The sequence below is a fragment of the Lysinibacillus sp. FSL M8-0216 genome (assembly GCF_038595555.1).
Classification (GTDB): Bacteria; Bacillota; Bacilli; order Bacillales_A; family Planococcaceae; genus Lysinibacillus; species Lysinibacillus fusiformis.
Window position 1 is genome coordinate 2,474,431 of the sequence record NZ_CP152007.1, and the last position, 17,762, is coordinate 2,492,192.

Annotated in this window: 15 protein-coding genes and 1 pseudogene; 9 read left to right on the forward strand and 7 right to left on the reverse strand. The window is 34.9% G+C overall.

What is annotated here, in order from left to right:
- Nucleotides 1-917: 917 nt before the first annotated feature.
- On the forward strand, nucleotides 918-3,224 hold the full coding sequence (locus MKX57_RS12105) for a glycoside hydrolase (RefSeq protein ID WP_090001463.1): 2,307 nt from the start codon (nucleotides 918-920) through the stop codon (nucleotides 3,222-3,224).
- A 638-nt stretch (nucleotides 3,225-3,862) separates the two neighbouring features.
- Nucleotides 3,863-4,504 carry a 5,6-dimethylbenzimidazole synthase gene (gene bluB, locus MKX57_RS12110; RefSeq protein ID WP_090001461.1) on the forward strand — a complete coding sequence of 214 codons (642 nt, stop codon included), beginning with the start codon at nucleotides 3,863-3,865 and terminating at the stop codon, nucleotides 4,502-4,504.
- Nucleotides 4,505-5,384: 880 nt separating this feature from the next.
- Here the strand turns inward: bluB and MKX57_RS12115 are convergent.
- A complete protein-coding gene (locus tag MKX57_RS12115) occupies nucleotides 5,385-5,723 on the reverse strand; it encodes a helix-turn-helix domain-containing protein (protein ID WP_342550305.1) in 339 nt (112 codons plus the stop codon).
- Between the two features lie 368 nt (nucleotides 5,724-6,091).
- Here MKX57_RS12115 and MKX57_RS12120 point away from each other — a divergent pair, with 368 nt between their 5' ends.
- The 5 genes and pseudogenes from MKX57_RS12120 to MKX57_RS12140 all read left to right on the forward strand — a co-directional run bounded on the left by MKX57_RS12120 (nucleotide 6,092) and on the right by MKX57_RS12140 (nucleotide 10,413).
- The gene (locus MKX57_RS12120; protein ID WP_008177500.1) at nucleotides 6,092-6,643 is read left to right on the forward strand and encodes an NAD(P)H-dependent oxidoreductase; all 552 of its coding nucleotides are present in this window, start codon (nucleotides 6,092-6,094) and stop codon (nucleotides 6,641-6,643) included.
- A gap of 32 nt (nucleotides 6,644-6,675) precedes the next feature.
- Nucleotides 6,676-7,389 carry an SDR family oxidoreductase gene (locus MKX57_RS12125; RefSeq protein ID WP_342550306.1) on the forward strand — a complete coding sequence of 238 codons (714 nt, stop codon included), beginning with the start codon at nucleotides 6,676-6,678 and terminating at the stop codon, nucleotides 7,387-7,389.
- Nucleotides 7,390-7,957: 568 nt separating this feature from the next.
- A pseudogene (locus tag MKX57_RS12130) lies at nucleotides 7,958-8,594 on the forward strand (GntR family transcriptional regulator).
- Between the two features lie 21 nt (nucleotides 8,595-8,615).
- Nucleotides 8,616-9,464 carry an acetyl-CoA carboxylase, carboxyltransferase subunit beta gene (gene accD / locus MKX57_RS12135; RefSeq protein ID WP_171364871.1) on the forward strand — a complete coding sequence of 283 codons (849 nt, stop codon included), beginning with the start codon at nucleotides 8,616-8,618 and terminating at the stop codon, nucleotides 9,462-9,464.
- A complete protein-coding gene (locus MKX57_RS12140; protein WP_342550307.1) occupies nucleotides 9,457-10,413 on the forward strand; it encodes an acetyl-CoA carboxylase carboxyltransferase subunit alpha in 957 nt (318 codons plus the stop codon). The genes accD and MKX57_RS12140 overlap by 8 nt, the downstream gene beginning before the upstream one ends.
- Nucleotides 10,414-10,836: 423 nt before the next feature.
- Here the strand turns inward: MKX57_RS12140 and MKX57_RS12145 are convergent, their stop codons facing one another.
- The 5 genes from MKX57_RS12145 to MKX57_RS12165 all read right to left on the reverse strand — a co-directional run bounded on the left by MKX57_RS12145 (nucleotide 10,837) and on the right by MKX57_RS12165 (nucleotide 14,490).
- Entirely contained in the window at nucleotides 10,837-11,070 is a 234-nt protein-coding gene (locus tag MKX57_RS12145) for a site-specific integrase (protein ID WP_342550308.1), read from the reverse strand.
- 608 nt (nucleotides 11,071-11,678) lie between these two features.
- Nucleotides 11,679-12,497 carry a radical SAM protein gene (locus MKX57_RS12150; protein WP_342550309.1) on the reverse strand — a complete coding sequence of 273 codons (819 nt, stop codon included), beginning with the start codon at nucleotides 12,495-12,497 and terminating at the stop codon, nucleotides 11,679-11,681.
- A gap of 36 nt (nucleotides 12,498-12,533) precedes the next feature.
- On the reverse strand, nucleotides 12,534-13,067 hold the full coding sequence (gene adaB, locus MKX57_RS12155) for a methylated-DNA--[protein]-cysteine S-methyltransferase (RefSeq protein WP_342550310.1): 534 nt from the start codon (nucleotides 13,065-13,067) through the stop codon (nucleotides 12,534-12,536).
- On the reverse strand, nucleotides 13,051-13,689 hold the full coding sequence (locus MKX57_RS12160; RefSeq protein ID WP_089986502.1) for a bifunctional transcriptional activator/DNA repair enzyme AdaA: 639 nt from the start codon (nucleotides 13,687-13,689) through the stop codon (nucleotides 13,051-13,053). The genes adaB and MKX57_RS12160 overlap by 17 nt, the downstream gene beginning before the upstream one ends.
- Nucleotides 13,690-13,776: 87 nt before the next feature.
- Nucleotides 13,777-14,490 (reverse strand): 2OG-Fe(II) oxygenase, encoded by a 714-nt coding sequence (locus MKX57_RS12165; protein WP_089986501.1) that lies wholly within the window; start codon nucleotides 14,488-14,490, stop codon nucleotides 13,777-13,779.
- Between the two features lie 164 nt (nucleotides 14,491-14,654).
- On the opposite strand from MKX57_RS12165, the gene MKX57_RS12170 reads away from it, so the two are divergent.
- Nucleotides 14,655-15,566 (forward strand): DNA-3-methyladenine glycosylase, encoded by a 912-nt coding sequence (locus MKX57_RS12170; protein WP_090001445.1) that lies wholly within the window; start codon nucleotides 14,655-14,657, stop codon nucleotides 15,564-15,566.
- A gap of 89 nt (nucleotides 15,567-15,655) precedes the next feature.
- Here the strand turns inward: MKX57_RS12170 and MKX57_RS12175 are convergent, their stop codons facing one another.
- A complete protein-coding gene (locus tag MKX57_RS12175; protein WP_090001443.1) occupies nucleotides 15,656-16,570 on the reverse strand; it encodes a LysR family transcriptional regulator in 915 nt (304 codons plus the stop codon).
- A gap of 91 nt (nucleotides 16,571-16,661) precedes the next feature.
- Here MKX57_RS12175 and MKX57_RS12180 point away from each other — a divergent pair, with 91 nt between their 5' ends.
- Nucleotides 16,662-17,561: a PhzF family phenazine biosynthesis protein gene (locus MKX57_RS12180; protein WP_090001441.1), complete on the forward strand. Its 900-nt coding sequence runs from the start codon at nucleotides 16,662-16,664 to the stop codon at nucleotides 17,559-17,561.
- Nucleotides 17,562-17,762: the final 201 nt, after the last annotated feature.

A 17,762-nucleotide genomic window follows, 5' to 3' on the forward strand; every position in this document is an offset into this window, starting at 1 on the left:
AAAAAGATGAGATCTTGTCTCAAGTGTCCGAAACTATCTGACATTTAAGAAAAAGAACGTCAATTAATTTAAGTAACATCCAATAGTTTAATAGTAATCAGGAACAAAAAATAAAATTAATAAAGACACCTAGGATTAACTAGGTGTCTTGGATTCTGTCTAAATAATATAGACTTTAAATGTGTGAAAATCGCCTAATTTTAATGGATTTTTATGGTAATACTATACTTAATTTTTTGGTGTGTATGGATGTTCTTATCTAAAATGAAAATAAATCAAGATATACGAGAGGGTGTCAGGAAGTCCATATACAGCTGAGATGGAAACTTTTCGTATCCAAGCCCTCCTCCACGCCAAATAATTTTAGTTTACATAATATAAATACCTTGGTCACTACTTTCTTATTATTAAAAGCTTCCTATAATTTATCGTTCAAAAGGGAATTATTCGTTTAAATAATACTAATTATCATTTAATCTAGATTCTCCTTAAGACGAATAAAATATTCATCGTAACAATTAATTGCACTTCCAATTGTCAGACAATAATCTAATCTAAGCCAACAGATGCAGCAGAGAAGCGCTAGAAGAGTTAGGTGTAAAGGTAATAAGGGTCAAGGATTGTAACGCAGAAGTTAAATTTAATGGCAATCAATATTTTTTCATAGCGGAAATAATTGAAGTGGATTTTGGAACTGGGTCTTTATTCTTTATCTGAGAATAGAAATTATAAAAGGGGTCACTGAGTTAAACTGACCCTGAATGAGGGAAGATGTGACGGTCAACCAAAATCTGATTGACGAGATTTCTAATAAGGAGCTTGCTACTAAGGATTTGAATTAAAAAATAATAAGGTAGATTTTTTTTGTGACATTCGTGTAACAAACCGATATTACACTTGGTATGGAGGTGTGTTACATGAAAAAAATTCTATCAATCATGTTAATTGCTGCAATATTAACAAGCGTTCTTACGGGATGTAAGAAAGAAAAAATTAATACAGGTATAGAGAGTAAGCCACAAATAAATAATTTAGACTTTAACTTTAGTGTGGATCCTGAGACACTTGCGCTTGAGGTGGAATCCAATGGAATTACTGAGAAATTATCTGAACCATTGGGGAAAATGAAAGTTTCAAATTTAAAAGACAGTGGAGATAACATTAGCTGGACCTATTCAGAACAGGGAATTAAGGTGGATATCGAAAAAAAAGATAAGTATGTTGATGTAACCATAAAATCCAGCAAGGATGAAGACAACATGTTTGCATGGCCAAAAGTGAAAGGTGACGGATATATGCTCCCATTTAATCAAGGGAAGTATATTCCAAGCAATGATTCAATTTGGAAAAATTACTTAAGTGAAGAAAAAATGAAGGTAATTGAGGCTTTATCTATGCAATTTTTTGCAGTTGATAAAAGTGGGTATTCACTAGTATATATAATTAAAAACCCTTATAATAGTGAAATTGTTTATCATACAGAAAACGATATTGAGTTTACTTTTAATCATGAGTTTCCAACTATTAATAAAGAGAAGGAATATGGTTTCAGAATATATTTAACGAAAAAAAATCCAGTAGATGTTGCAAAAACCTATAAAAATTATTTGATTGAACAGGGGGACTTCAAAAGCTTGGCGGATAAAGCTAAAGAAAATAGTAATATCGAAAAGCTTTATGGAGCACCTCATGCTTATTTTTGGGACAGAACTGTGATTTCAGAAGAAAATATTAAATGGGCAAAGCTGAGAGACATTTTTCCCGAAAAACTGAAATTATGGATTCAGGGGCTATTAACTACTAATGTTGAGGATGGATCAGAGCTTTCATCAGCTTTTGAAGATTTAAAAAGCTTAGATTATGTAGATAAATACAATAAGAAAAGAATAATAAAATCCTTAAGTGCAGTAATGCAACTAAATGAATTCTATAATCCGGAAGTATTTACTGAAACAGATAAAGATACTCAGAGGCTGTTAAACAAAGGAATAGAAAAATTAAATCCCGTTGAATTAATTGACCTAAATAAGAGATTATTAAAAAGCATACTTGGAGATGTAGTTGACCCAATAAAGAAGTGGGCAGATGCTAATACTGTAGATGTGATAAAGGACATGAAGGATTCTGGGCTAGAACATATGTGGATCGGCTTGGATGATTGGCAGGAAGGATTCATTAAACCTGAGTTAGTAAAAGATGCAGAAGAATTCGGCTTTCTATTTGGTACCTATGATTCATATCATTCTATCCATGAACCAGGTAAAGAGAAGTGGGAAACTGCTAAGTTTAAGGATGCTTCACTTTACGAGAATGCAACTGTAACAAATAAAAATGGAGAAAAGATTGAAGGATTCCAAGGTGCAGGTAGAAAGTTGAATCCGACGCTTGCAATGCCTAGTGTAAAAGAAAGAGTAACTTCGATTTTAAATACCGGCTTAGCATTTAACTCATGGTTTTTAGACACAGATGGCACTGGAGAAATCTTCGATGACTATTCGCCAGAACATATTACTACTGAAAAGGAAGATATCCAGGCTAGGATTAAGAGAATGGAGTATCTGCAAAAAGAATGGGATATGGTAGTAGGCACTGAGGGCGGAAATGATTTTGCTAGCAAATCTATTGCCTTTGCACATGGAATAGAAACGCCATCATTTTCTTGGATGGACGAGGATATGGCAAAAAACAAACAAAGTGAGTATTACGTAGGGAGATACTATTCGAGTAATGGTGGAGTTCCCGAAATGTTTTCTAAACAAATACCACTAAAGGATAAGTACAAGAAGTTATTTTTGGATTCAAACTACACGATTCCATTGTATAAGTTGGTTTACAACGATTCAGTGATCACAACTCATTGGTGGGGATGGGGAACCTTAAAATTTAAAGACGAAATAACAAATAGAATGTTGTATGAGATACTTTATAATGTTCCTCCTTTATATCATATAGATAAACACGAGTGGGAAAAACATAAAGAAACAATTGTAAGGCATTCAAGGGTATGGTCATATTTTAGCAAAAAAGCAATAACGAAAGAAATGACAGATTTTAAAATTATATCAGATGATAGACTCGTTCAAATGACTGAATATGGTGAAGCATTAAGAGTAGTCGCAAATTTTTCAGAAGATGAATTTAACTATCAAGGCAAGACAATACCTGGAAAATCGGTGTTAATTATTGATGGAAATAGTAATACTATCTATTCACCGGAAAAATAAGCGTGAAATTCGCAATAGTATAACTGCTAATAATTTTCCTTGAGATAATCTTCAGAGAGGCTAAATCTGAACGCTAAGGAATAAGTTTACAAGAAGACATAGAAGTAGCTTATCCATTGTGGGGGTTCATTGAAAAAAGGATTAAAAAAGTAATATTTACGTATGCTGCAGTTAGCGTAAAAGTATTAGAAAAAAGGTGAAGTTTACGTTTTAAAAAGTACCCTATAAGATAGACACTTTCAAAGAGGTCATCTTAGAGGGTATTTTTGTTTATGTTGTAGAAGAAACGCTGAAGTATGAACTTTCTCACAGCAAGAGCTTCGTTGGCTATTAGAACGACTATCAATTCAGCAGCCAAAGGCAATTGTGAAATCTGCAAAGGGTGTCTTTAAACCGGTCTATTATTAATGATGCCATTATCCATATATGAAACTGAAAGGAAATGTGGTAATCGATTTGACGAATGTTAATCCGAATTAAGAAGAGGTGGAGTCAGATTTATGCGGATACAACGTTAAGGACAAACATACCCAAACCACGCTTTTTGGTGTATTTTCACTTCAACTTACGTGGCAGAATAATGAAAAATTAGTTAATATTAAAAATAAATATTTTTGTAAAGAAAAGGGGAGAAATTTATGTTTTCTAATGAAGAAAGAGAGTCTATTTATAAAGTTATTTATAATAGGAGAGATATTCGAAGTTTTTTATCAACTCCTATCCCTGAAAACATTATACTAAGAATATTAAATGCAGCTCATCATGCACCTTCAGTAGGATTTATGCAACCTTGGAACTTTATTTTGATTTCCACGGACGAAATTAAAGAAAAATTGGCTTGGGCAGCAGAAAAAGAAAGCAGAGCATTAGCTGTTCATTATGATGGGGAGAAAAAAATGAAATTCCTTGATTTAAAAATTGAGGGTTTAAAAGAAGCTCCTATAACTATTTGTGTTACATGTGACCCTACAAGAGGAGGTTCCCATGTATTAGGACGAAATTCCATTCCTGAAACAGATATATTATCAACAGCTTGTGCTATTCAAAATATGTGGTTAGCTGCTTGTGCTGAAGGACTTGGAATGGGGTGGGTAAGTTTTTATAAAAAGAATGATATTAGAGACATTTTAGAAATACCACCACACATCGATCCCATTGCTCTTATATCAATCGGTTATACTGAAAATTACCCAGAAAAACCCATTTTAGAGTTAGCTAATTGGGAAAAAAGGCGTTCTTTAGAACATCTTATTTTTGAAAATAAGTGGGGACAAAACTAAAAACTTATTAATCTATCAGGGTGCGTTATGGGTAGTTTTGAAACACAAAAAAAGCTAATTCTTCCTTAAAGATTGTAAAGCAATGTACTTAAAGTAACGGAGGCTTTAGTGCTACAAGGATTTATAACTTATACATAAATAAACCTAATAACGTTCCCGAATCAGACTTTGGTGACTCTACGAAGAAAGCTTTCTAAACAACGTTTTGGAACTTGTTTAGAAATTATTTTACTGATATAGAAACAAAAAAAGGAATAATGTTACAATCTGTAGGATTATATTAATATATGAGGTATTTTTTATGAAATTATTACTTAGATGAACTTAGCTTGTTGTTAAAGAATCACGATTCAAGTTCATAAGAAAATATATATTGAGATTCTAAAACGGGAATACTTGAAGAGTCGAACATACAAATTTGTATGTTCGACTCTTTTTACACATTATATAGAACCAATGGATAACTTTTTTTATATAGTTGAATTGACTCAGAAAAGATTACTAAAGGATTGAAAGTAGCGACAAGTAATAAATTTGATACTCTAATTTTTAAAAAGTATTTAAAAAAGGTGTTGATTATGATCTTGCAAAATCTAATAAAAGACAAAAGTGAAGCAGCCTAGGTTCATTTAAATAAATTTAAACAAGTGTTAATGAACACTTTAAGGAAAAAAATAAAAAGGGTCACTTGGGATAGGAGTGACCCTAAGTAACAAAATTCGGAGGTGTAAGGCTAAAATAGCTTTACTTTACTATCAATATGCGGTGATAGCGTAGTTTGTTTAGTTCATAGCCTGAGAAATAGATTTAAAAATAAAAATGCTCTGATATGATTCATAATTAACTTACCAAAATTTAAAGAATAACTTATTTTAATTTTTTATAAATTTAATCCAAATCTCTTTAATTCAATGAAAATACCTTCCAATTGTTTTCCTTTGTCTGTTAACGTATATTCCACACGAGGGGGAACCTCCGGGAATACCTTTTTATTCAATATCCCATGATCTTCTAGTGTCTTAAGACGGAGTGAAAGTGTTTTCGGGCTAATTCCATTCATTGATTTCAATAGGTCACTGAATCGCATTGTTCCTTCTATAAGCAGATTGCGAATAATTAAAAAAGTCCATTTAGTCCCAATCACGTCGAGCGTTTTAGCAATGGGGCAAGTCTCATCTGGTGCTCCTTTGGTTAATATTACTGGCTCAATAACACTCATATGAAACATCCTCCCGAAAAAATTTTTTTGTTTAATTCACCTTATCATATCACAATAGTATACTTTCAGAAACTTTATGAAATAAATATCACTACTTCCATAAATGAAGTTACTATATTTATAATATCGTTGTACTTATAATTTCATCCCTTATTGAGGAGGTGACTAAATTATTGCAAGAAATCAACGAAACAAACTACCGTTTGCTCTCATTGCTATATAAATCAATGCTTTGCTATTGATACATAATCATGAGTATCTTCCGGATGAAGCAAACGATTTGAATTTTACCTTAAGTGCAGTAGGGTTATCAACTACACGCTAGGCAGTTTTTTTAGAAATCATATAATTGAAGGAGCTAGATAAAGATGAAAAATATACTTATAATTAACGGTCATCAGAAGTATAGTTCAGCAGAGGGGAATTTAAACCAAACATTGATGAACAAAATGGTCAGTTTTTTAAGTGAAAAAAACAATGTAAAAACAACAATTATTCAAAAAGGATATAAAATCGAAGAAGAACAACAAAAATTTATATGGGCTGATATTGTCATTTACCAAACACCTATCTATTGGTTCAGTGTCCCCGGCTTATTGAAGTCGTATATGGATGAAGTATATGCTTATGGTTTATTTTTTAGAGGTGCTGATCAGTATGGAAAAGGCGGGTTGTTGACTGAAAAGAAATATATGTTTTCGACTACCTGGAATGCTCCTGAAAAAGCATTTAACGATCCAAGTCAATTTTTTGAAGGGAGCAACCTAGAAGATGCATTAAGTCATTTACATCGTATACATAAATTTCTCGGAATGAAACCTTTAAAGAGTTTCTCTTGTTATGATGTAGTCAAAAATCCGAAAGTTGAAAAGTTTGTATCCGAACTTGATTTACATCTGCAAGAGGTATTAAATTTTTAATCTATTAAGTAAACGTAGAAGGGGAGAAAAACATGTTAAAAGATAAAAAAGTTGTAATTATCGGTGGAAGCTCTGGGATTGGTTTGGAATCAGCTAAACAGCTAATAGCTCATGGGGCAGAAGTAATCATTGCCAGCCGTTCCGAAGATAAATTACGGAATGCCAAAGAGCAACTAGGAGATAGAGCAACGGCTTATACTCTAGATACAACGCAAGAACAGCAAGTCCAGTCTTTCTTTGAAAAGATCGGCCAGTTCGATCATCTTGTGGTAAGCGCGGCAGAAACATCCGGCGGGTCATTCCTCCAAACGGATACAGCCCAAGCCCGAAAACTGTTTGAAAACAAATTCTGGGGACAATATTATGCAGCGAAATACGGTGCTTCGAAAATTTTACCAAACGGTTCAATCACTTTTTTCTCTGGGGTTGTAGCCTACAAGTCTATGGTTGGCTCAGCAATTCTAGGTGCAGTCAATGCGGCTATTTCGAATCTAGGCCAGACTTTGGCTTTAGAACTTGCTCCGATCCGAGTAAACATCGTTTCACCTGGAATAATTGATACACCTTCCCGTAGCAAAATGGCAGAAGAAGCACGTAATAACTTCTATAATGCAGTTGAAAACAAACTCCCTGTGAAACGAATAGGAAGAGCTGAAGATGTTGCACAAAGCGTACTATACTTGCTACAAAATGGTTTCGTGACTGGAACCGTTCTTCATGTAGAAGGCGGTCACATTTTAACTTAGGTGTTGGATTAACTCCAAGTACTTTTTTTGAATAATATCCAAAATCAAACGTGATTCGAGACACTAAAGAAACTGTAATACTTAATATTTCAAATGGAATCCCACTTAAATCAATAACTGTAATATTTGCTTCACTACCAGAACTGTATCCCATAAAAGTTCTTAGAGTTTCTTCAAATGATATATTATGAATTGCTTTACATTGAGAGAACGCTTGAAAAGCGCTTTGGTAGACCTCATGTGAAAATAAAATATGTACAAACGACGAAAAGAATATGAAATTGAAGGGAATTTTAGAAACTGCATAAATTTTTATGCAGTTTTTTCTTTACTTTCAAATAATTATTTTGTAAGATAAAGCCAAATTCAAAAGTGGCCAGACCACTTTTGAATTCATTCAGTAAGGGACGCCATCATCTGAAAATGGTGGATTTTGTTTCTTTTTAGTAGGTTTCCAAACACCTACTGAATGAAGATAAAGCCTTTGGATGCATTGTTTATCTGCGCGAAAGGAAAGCGACAGTAATAATTATTCCAAGGCGAATAGATTGACCGAGGAGTTGATCGTATGGATAAAAAAACCAAACAAAAGAAAGTGTTTTTAGATATCGTCCAACAATTACGACAACTTATTAAAATAGAAAAAATACAGGCTGGTGAAACGTCACCTTCCGAAAGAGTCCTTTCAGACGTCTAGGTGTCGGGCGATCCTCTGTGAGAGAGGCATTGCGAAGTTTAGAGTTATTAGGTCTTATTGAAACGAGACATGGGGAAGGTACGTTTCTAGCTTCTACAAAAGCATCAGCTCGTAGAAATATTGTCGATGTTTATATTAGAAGATGAAAAATCAAAAAGGATTTCGAATTAACGCGACAATTCATGAAAAGGAAGCCATTCGCATTATAAGTTGTACAGAAACTCTGCGAGCACTACCAGTGTGGGGCAGTTTTTTTGTAAAGCTAGAGATAGAAAGTACGATGAATTGTCGGGATGTTTTACGAGAAATAATCATCACGTAAGGAAATCGTCTTTCACTAAAAGTCTGGTTTCAGTTAGTAGTTTATGGCGATGACCGTTTAAATCGAAACTCAACAGAAGAAGAAAAATTAATCATTCAAACTATGTTGAAATCGATGCAGCTTGGCTATGAAAAAGAAGCATTTAAAGCTTACGAACAGTGGATGAATGCTGAACAAGGCATTTAGACAACAAAGGGGGAGTCAAACATGGCAATACGTAGCTTTTTTAGTAAAAAGAAAGAGGACGGACAGGAAAAGGGATTTCCAGAAGGACTTATGACAAAATGTCCAGAATGCCGTCACATTCAGTTAACAAAGGAATTAGAAAAAAATCATAAAGTGTGTACAAAATGCGACCATCATTTCAAAATGACTGCACAGGAGCGCGTAGCATATTTCTTAGATGAAGGTTCATTTGTTTCAATGGATGATCATTTACAAACAAGTAATCCACTTAATTTCCCTGATTATGTAGAAAAAATTTCAGTGGCTAAACAACAAACGGGATTAAGCGAAGCTGTACTGACTGGGGTAGGTACTCTTGATGGAGAAGAAATTGTTGTAGCCATTATGGATTCTCATTTCCGTATGGGCTCAATGGGCTCCGTTGTAGGAGAAAAAATCACACGTGCCGTTGAAAAAGCTATTGAATTACGTGTACCGGTTATTATCTTTACTGCTAGTGGTGGAGCGCGCATGCAAGAAGGTATTCTATCATTAATGCAAATGGTAAAAACGAGTGTGGCATTAAAACGTCATAGTGAAGAAGGACTATTATTTATTTCGATCATGACGCACCCTACTTACGGTGGCGTTTCAGCAAGCTTTGCTTCTGTTGGAGATATTAATATTGCGGAACCACAAGCATTGATTGGCTTTGCTGGTCGCCGTGTCATTGAAGAAACATTAAGAGAAAAATTACCAAGTGATTTCCAAAAATCAGAGTTTTTACTAGAGCATGGTCAGCTTGATGCAGTTTTCCATCGGAAGGATTTACGAAATCAAGTAGTAATGCTTGTAAAAATGCATACAAAAGGCGGTGTGCAACATGTCTAAAAATTTAGCTTTTGAAGAACCAGTAATACAATTACGAGAAAAAATTGATGAATTAAAAACGATTGCTACAGAGGCAGATGTAGATATGACAAGCGAAATCGAAAAGCTTGAAACACGTCTAACACAGCTAGAACAATCTATTTATGCCAATATGAAGCCATGGGATCGTGTACAGGTTGCTAGACATCCAGAACGACCAACAACTTTACAATATATAGAAGCTATGTGTGAAAACTTTATTGAGTTACATGGAGATCGCACATTTGGTGATGATGCAGCTATTCTTGGAGGAATTGCTCTCTTTGAAGGACTGCCTGTAACAATTGTTGGACACCAGCGCGGAAAATCAACTAAAGAAAATATTCGGCGGAATTTTGGTATGCCACACCCTGAAGGATATCGTAAAGCATTACGCTTAATGAAGCAGGCTGAGAAATTTAAGCGCCCAATTATTTGTTTTATTGATACGAAAGGTGCCTATCCAGGAAAGGCAGCCGAGGAACGCGGCCCAAGTGAAGCCATTGCCAGAACTCTTGCTGAAATGGCGATTCTAACAGTACCAGTTATTAGTATTGTTATTGGGGAAGGCGGAAGTGGTGGTGCCATTGCATTAGGCGTAGCTAATCGAGTCTTTATGTTAGAAAACTCAACGTATTCGGTTATCTCGCCTGAAGGGGCTGCATCGATCTTATGGCGAGATGGTAGCCTAGGGAAGCAAGCAGCAGAAGCAATGCGTATAACAGCACCTGACTTAAAAGAGCTCGACGTTATTGATGGAATAATCCCTGAAATAACTGGTGGTGCACACCGCAATGTTGCGAAGCAAGCATCCTATATAAAAGAATGTATAAGCGTCACACTAAAAGGATTGAATTCTCTAAATGGCGAACAATTAATTGAAGATCGCTATGAGAAATTCAGAAAGATTGGACAATATACAGAAGTTTAAATTCGTTGGTTATGGGACTTGTGAATTTGTTCGTAAAGAGATAAAAATTGTTTCTTAAATAAATTAATATCCTAATGATGGAAGAAAAAAGAGTTGTAGTTTGTAAAAAAGATTGATCATTTATAATTAAGTTCGATTATTTGTAATATAGTTTAATAAAAATAACTTCGCATTTAAATAAAACCCACGCATTTTGATCAAACTTTTTTCAAAATGCGTGGGTTTCTTCTATATTGAATAAACGATCTTCAACAATCGGGCAATTCGGTACTGCACCCCAAAAGTTAGGTGTCGAAACAAAAACTAAAAGGGTCACATAAAATTTTCGGAACGCCTATTTCTCCTTATACTATCGACTTAATAAATAAGTATTTATTATGGGTTTGCTTTTCAACATCAACTGTACAATGAAGAATATTTTCTTTACTTTAAGAAGCAAATAGGAGGTTTTTGTTTTAATGATCCTAATAAATATTGGATAAAGCGACGTACTTGGGTCTTGGTAATCTCATTTAAACAGGTTGAACAGCCATGGTCCGTTAAAAAGGTTAAGAAGAGCTGTAAATTGTATTCATAACTCGTAACCGTATTTTCCGAGTAATTTTTTTCAATCTCAATATACAATACAAATTCATCGATGGCTGCGTGTAGTTGCAAGTATAAAACCTCCAGATATCGTATTAAACAATAATTATTATCTGTACAAAATCATCCCGTTATCGTAAAAAAGGAGAGTTATCGTTCACATGAAAATTATAAGGAACTTGAAAAATACAAGTCGAAAAGTACAGATATTATGGATAGTTGACGTATCTAAACCCTCCTCCTCGCCAAATAATTTTAGTTTACATAATATAAATTATAGGAAGTTGTGTTTCATTGAAAAGTATACTAATAATAGTGAGACAAAATTAAAAAAATAAGTATAGTAAACACTCAGTAATTTTGTTTAGGACAACAAAATTTTATATGCACTAGACCATAAATGCTGTAGACTCTGCTTAAATTAAATTTAATGAAAAGACAACAAGCAAGTTATTTATACCTGCTTGTTGTTACCAAACGTTTTTTATTTACAGATGTCATCTTTACTTTACGTGCTTATTAATTAATAGTACCCATAGTATCAATCCATCATCCCCTTAAATAATTCGCTATTACAGCTAAAACTCCAATTAAAAAATGCACCATTGATAAAACCTTTAATTGCATGATTATTTGGTATGGTTTTCAAATCTCTTTTCATCGTTTCAAATACAGTCTTTTTAAGGCTCAAACCCAGCCTGGCTCACATACACTTGATTTTCGGGAAAGACTTCAATAAATCGGTTATATACATTTTTAAGAACATGTGGTCCGTACCATTCCTCTAAACCAAGTTGGGCGTATTTCTTTTCAATACCGAGTTTTCGTGTGCGTTTACCGCCACTACCATCGCCCATGAAGTAGTCATCTATACAGATCCGATCGACATATGGCTTTAGTTTCAACGGAAAATGGTTCCCACTTGGTAAAATGGGAGCTATAGCAACTTGGGTTGGTATGCCTGCAGCTGCTAATTTTCCCAATGTTTTAAAGCGTGCCTGGATTAGAGGTGCCTTTGGAGTAAAATGTTTTCGTATCGTTTCAGAATCGGTTTCAATCGTCATACTTACTCGAACTTTTTCCTTCAATTGTTGCAGCAAATCGATATCTCGACTTACCAGTGGGCTTCTAGTCTGTATTAATAAGAAGTCAGGTGGATCTTCTACCATAACTTCTAGTAGAGATCGTGTCACCTTTTCCTTTTGCTCTATTGGCTGATATGGATCTGTACTTGATGACATAAAAATAGTTACATTTCCTTTAGCTTTGGCGCGATGAAGTTCTTTTTTTAGTAAATGTGCAGCTCCATTTTTTACATCTACCCAATTTCCCCATTCTCCTTCCCGAAATAGAGATACTGGCATTTCACGGACATAGCAATAGGAACACCCAAATGAACAGCCTGTATAAGGATTAAGTGAATGCGTATATCCGGAAAGGAAGCCAGTCCCTTTATTCAGAATGGTTTTTGGATTTTTATAGAATAATTCACTACTCATGAAGGCATCTCCAATCGTTGTACAGCAATAATTAGATTACTCAATGTGTAATGAAGCTCGCTTTTCCAGATTAAGGAGCAGAGTCTTCATTTCTAATCCGCCCCGATAGCCAGTTAATGAGCCGTTCTTTCCAATTACGCGATGGCATGGCACCGTAATTAATACTGGATTAGCTCCGATAGCCGTGCCAACTGCCCGAACAGCTGCTGGTTTATGAATATCATGTGCAATATCGGAATAGGATTTCGTCTGTCCATAAGGGATATCACAAAGTGCCTGCCAAACTGCTTGCTGGAATGGTGTACCTACGTACTCAAATGGGATCGTAAAGGATTTCCGTCTTCCGTCTAGATACTGAGTGATTTCAACGACAAAGGGCTCAAGTTTTTCAGCATTTTCAACAAGCGGACTTCCTGGAAAGTGTTTCGTCGCCCATTCGACTAATTCCTCAAATGGTTTGTTCTGTGAACCTATAAACACAAGACCCTTTGACGTTGACGCTATATAGAAGTTCCAATCTTTAAACTTTAGTAAAGACCAGTAAAGTGTTGGTTTATTCAATTTTTCCATTGTCCTGTTCCTCCATCTTCCTTATTTGACGAAATTGCGCTGGGGTCTGGCCCGTTTTCTTTTTAAATAAAGTAATAAAATAAGGCGTATTAGCCATCCCCACACAAATGGCGATATCTCCAATCGCTTTATTTGTCTGAATCAAATACTTTTTAGCTGCGTGAACTCTAACTTGCTGTATATACTCAACTGGCGTAATGCCCTTAATCTTTTTAAATGTTCGCTGCATATGATACGGACTTCCATGACAAATGCTTGCTAACGATTCTAGCGTTAGTTTTTCTGTGAAATTTTTATCAATATATTCCGTAATTAAATTAACCCACTCGCTATCAGGTAGATTTTCATTTGTAGGCTTGCACCGTTTACAAGGGCGAAAATTTGCACGGAGAGCTTGTTCTGCGTTTTGAAATATACATACATTTTCTTTTTTCGGAACGCGTGATTTACAAGAAGGCTTACAAAATATCCCTGTTGACTTCACAGCGTAAAAAAATTGATTATTGTACGTTATATCATTATTTATAATGGCTTGCCATTTCTCTTCTGTTATCAGTTCTACATCATTCGAATGACTTTGAGTGTAGCTCTCTTTGTGGCCGTGATCCATTCTATCTGGCATTTTCTCACCTCAACTTATAATATACTCCCTATCCATTCAAAATGGACATTTCAAAGAATGAAATAGCAACATATTGAAATTTAATGTTTATTTAGAATCGTGAAAAATGATTCCAAGGCCATATCGTTCTCCCGAAATAACCGTGCTTACACCGTGCCGTACTGTATTTTTATAATAACCCTTTTTACCGAGAACAGGTCTGTGGTTAGTTGGAAAAATAAGTGCACTGCCTTGCTCTAACGTAATGACATGTCCCCTGCTTTGGGCACGTGGGATTTGTTCTACTAATAAAGATTCTCCACCGGAAAAGTCTTTCTCACGTTGATTTAATACAAACACTACTTGAAACGGAAAAAATAGATCGCCATATAAATCTTGATGCAAACAATTAAATCCGCCTGTTTCGTACTTTAATAGTAAAGGTGTCGGTCTCGTTTGATTAAATTCCTCACAGGTATTCAAAAAATCTTGAAGTTGTTCTGGATACTGCTCCGTTTTCTTTAAATAGCTCAGCCACCGATTAGCTGTTTTCGCTAATTCTACATAAAAAGACTCTCTTAAATGTTGAAGGATGTCGGGTAATGGATATGAAAAATATTTGTACTCCCCATTTCCAAAGCGATATCTCGTCATATTGATTGTCGTTCTGTAGGACTCTTCCTCCCCATACATTTCCATGAAAAATTCACATTCCTCTTTTGTTAAAATTGCTGGAAGCTTTGCAAAACCTTGCTCATCTAATTCATTTTGAATGGACTCCCAATCTAAGTTTTCGACACGTGCCTTTATGTCCTGTATCATGTTATCCCTCCTATTTAGCATTCTTGATAACTAACACTATAACCTCATCCATTGAAAAAAATAAGGTGTTTAGAATGTAATAGCAAGATAACAAAATTACTAAAGATGATGATGTGATAAAGTAAAAATGACATCAATGTATTTTGTAAAGGAGAATGAAAAAAATGATATGGCATGAAGTCAAGAATGGTATTGTCATTACCCTACCTGAACAGTTCAACATGAATGCCAATCTAGGCTATCTATCAAGAGAACAGAATGAATGCATGTATGAAATAGAGAATGATAGCATTACAAAAGTAATAACTATCGGTGAAATTCGGTCCTTAGTACAGATAAACTTCATTAATAATAAACAAATGCTTGTTCAATTCTTAAATGAATCTAAACCTATTGAGAGGTGGAAATGCGAAGAGATTGTCAAATTTATGGATGAGTGGTTTGATCTTAATAACGATTTAACACCCTTTTATGAAATGGCAAAAGCAGATCCTTTACTTAAAGTACCTGCCCGAAACTTCTATGGATTACGAGTAATTGGCATTCCTGATTTATTTGAAGCTTTATGCTGGGGAGTTTTAGGCCAACAAATTAACTTAGCCTTCGCGTACATCTTAAAGAGGCAATTTGTAGAAAAATTTGGCGATTTCATCGAATGGAATGGTAATAAATATTGGGTGTTCCCATCGTACGAAAGAATTGCACAGTTAACACCCTCAGACCTTGCAGATATTAAAATGACGGTGAAAAAAAGCGAATATATCATTGGCATTGCGAAATTAATGGCAAGTGAAGAATTGTCGAAGGAAAAATTAATGAAAATGGATTTTAAAGATGCTGAAAAAAGCTTAATTAAAATACGAGGAATTGGCCCTTGGACAGCCAATTATGTTTTAATGCGCTGCCTTAGGTTCCAGACAGCCTTTCCAATCGATGATGTGGGTCTTATTAATTCGATAAAACTATTACAAAATATGAATCGAAAGCCGACGAAAGATGAAATCACGGAATTATCGATACCATGGAAAAACTGGGAATCCTACGCCACCTTTTATTTATGGCGTGTCCTTTACTAAATAAATTCTATTTGAGACCAATTATAAAGAGCATGCTTTGAAAAAATGAATCAAAACATGCTCTCTGCCTCTTCGTTTCTAAATTCATATTAAAGCTGTAAATCTTCTATACAATCCATCGTTGTCTTTATAAACGCTTTGACAGCAGGAAGGGATTGCTTCTTTGATCGAGTAATAATGCTTATTTCACGGGAAGGTTCGGGTAAGAGAGGTTTTACAATGGTACCTTGTAAATTATAGGGTAAAGCTAGCTCTGGCATGATGGTAATGCCTAATCCTTCCCGTACCATTGCAATGATAGTTTGATTATCTTCCACATTAAACTGGATGTTTGGGGAAACTTCTTGTTCCTTTAAAAATTTCATAACACTTACCTCACATCCTAGCTTGGGCATAATAAAAGCCTCCCCCTGAAGATCTTCCACTTTTACTTGTCCATTTATTGCAAGATGATGATGAATTGGTAATGTGAGGACCAATCTATCGTTTAATATAGGAATTGTCTTCAAATGATCCAAGGGGTTACTTAAAGACGTGAAACCAATATCCACTTTCCCCTCTTCTACCCAACGCGTTATTTGATCATAGCTGCCATCATAAAAGTTTATTTCAATTCCCTTAAATTCTCCTCTAAACCTTGATATGATAGTAGGCAACAATTTTGATGAGAAGCTTGAAAAACTACCAATATTTATTTTTCCATTTTGTATACCTAAAATTGAAGCGGTTTCTTGTTTAATGCTTTCAGCTTCTGATAGGATATTTCTCATATGTTTTATAATACGTTCTCCACTATCTGTTAATGAGATTCCATTTCTCCCTCTATTCAAAAGTGTAATACCGAGTTCTGACTCTAAAGAAGCGATATTATGACTGATTCCGGATTGTGTCATCGCCAAAATTTCCCCTGCTCTTGTGAAGTTACCTATATCGACTACTTTGACGAATATTTCTATTTGCAACAGGTTCACAATATAACCCCCATGTACGATTAATCTTTCCATTCGACTTCCTCATGTTGATGATCAAAAACATGAATTTTACTTATTAATTCTATCATAATACAATAATCTTAGAATAAAGGAGGAGATAGTCATGACTAAAAAGATAGAGTTCTTTTATGTAGATGCTTTCACAACAGAAACTTTTGGAGGGAATCCGGCAGGCGTTATACCGAATGCAGAAAACTTAACAGACGAGGACATGCAAAAAATAGCGAATGAATTAAACCTTTCGGAGACGGCCTTTCTTTTACCGACATCGAATGCTAATGCCAATTATAAAATAAGGTATTTTACACCAACCAAAGAGGTTGATTTTTGCGGTCATGCCACATTAGGTACAGCATGGTTAATGGCTACTAAGTACAATTGGATGGATAAGGACGATAAAATAGTCTTTGAATCCAATATAGGCCTAATTCCCGTAAAATGGCTGATGGAAAATAATCAATTAACGCGAGTATCTATGACTCAAGTACGTCCCCAAGTAAAAAGTATCGACATTAGCCCAGCAGTCGTTGCGGATCTTGTAGGTATACATGAAACAGACCTTGATGATAGATTTCCAATAAAAATAGCGAATACAGGTGTCCCACATCTTATGGTTCCAGTGAAGACCCGTCAAGCAATTGACCAAGCAGAGCCTAACTTAAACGAGCTTAAAAAGATGAACAATGATTTTAACATTTCAACCACTCACCTCTTTACCTTTGACACAAATGGGCAATTTGATATTTACACAAGAGATTTTTGCCCCAATATAGGAATTGATGAAGATCCAGTTACAGGTGCGGCAAACGGTGCATTAGGCGGTTATTTATATCTTGAGAATATACTAGCTCAACAAGAAAGACATCAATTAATGATTGGTCAAGGACATACGATCAATAGACCAGGGATTCTTTATGTAACGATTACACCTGATGCGGAGAATGCTGTTATTGAAGTAGCAGGAGCTGCAGTTGTTTCCATTGAAGGAAAAATATTTGTATAAAGAGCAATATATATATTATTTTCTGAATTTTTAGTATTTAATTCCGAGATAGAATAAACTTCTCTAAATTCTTCGCTTTTTGCGCATTTAGAGAAGTTTTATTTTTGGTGGAAACACATTTTAAAGTCAAAGAAGGTACCTCAAACCATTACCAATCATATCAATGTGGTACTACTATAACTCTCCACAATTTCTAGACCC

What these genes read in the sequence shown, in the direction of transcription:
- adaB (WP_342550310.1), bottom strand. Translation starts at nt 13,067, where the DNA reads ATGGAAAAATTGAATAAACCAACACTTTACTGGTCTTTACTAAAGTTT.
- MKX57_RS12175 (WP_090001443.1), bottom strand. Translation starts at nt 16,570, where the DNA reads ATGGAAAGATTAATCGTACATGGGGGTTATATTGTGAACCTGTTGCAA.
- MKX57_RS12165 (WP_089986501.1), bottom strand. Translation starts at nt 14,490, where the DNA reads ATGATACAGGACATAAAGGCACGTGTCGAAAACTTAGATTGGGAGTCC.
- bluB (WP_090001461.1), top strand. Translation starts at nt 3,863, where the DNA reads ATGTTTTCTAATGAAGAAAGAGAGTCTATTTATAAAGTTATTTATAAT.
- MKX57_RS12140 (WP_342550307.1), top strand. Translation starts at nt 9,457, where the DNA reads ATGTCTAAAAATTTAGCTTTTGAAGAACCAGTAATACAATTACGAGAA.
- MKX57_RS12125 (WP_342550306.1), top strand. Translation starts at nt 6,676, where the DNA reads ATGTTAAAAGATAAAAAAGTTGTAATTATCGGTGGAAGCTCTGGGATT.
- MKX57_RS12160 (WP_089986502.1), bottom strand. Translation starts at nt 13,689, where the DNA reads ATGCCAGATAGAATGGATCACGGCCACAAAGAGAGCTACACTCAAAGT.
- MKX57_RS12180 (WP_090001441.1), top strand. Translation starts at nt 16,662, where the DNA reads ATGACTAAAAAGATAGAGTTCTTTTATGTAGATGCTTTCACAACAGAA.
- MKX57_RS12150 (WP_342550309.1), bottom strand. Translation starts at nt 12,497, where the DNA reads ATGAGTAGTGAATTATTCTATAAAAATCCAAAAACCATTCTGAATAAA.
- MKX57_RS12170 (WP_090001445.1), top strand. Translation starts at nt 14,655, where the DNA reads ATGATATGGCATGAAGTCAAGAATGGTATTGTCATTACCCTACCTGAA.
- MKX57_RS12115 (WP_342550305.1), bottom strand. Translation starts at nt 5,723, where the DNA reads ATGAGTGTTATTGAGCCAGTAATATTAACCAAAGGAGCACCAGATGAG.
- accD (WP_171364871.1), top strand. Translation starts at nt 8,616, where the DNA reads ATGGCAATACGTAGCTTTTTTAGTAAAAAGAAAGAGGACGGACAGGAA.
- MKX57_RS12120 (WP_008177500.1), top strand. Translation starts at nt 6,092, where the DNA reads ATGAAAAATATACTTATAATTAACGGTCATCAGAAGTATAGTTCAGCA.
- MKX57_RS12105 (WP_090001463.1), top strand. Translation starts at nt 918, where the DNA reads ATGAAAAAAATTCTATCAATCATGTTAATTGCTGCAATATTAACAAGC.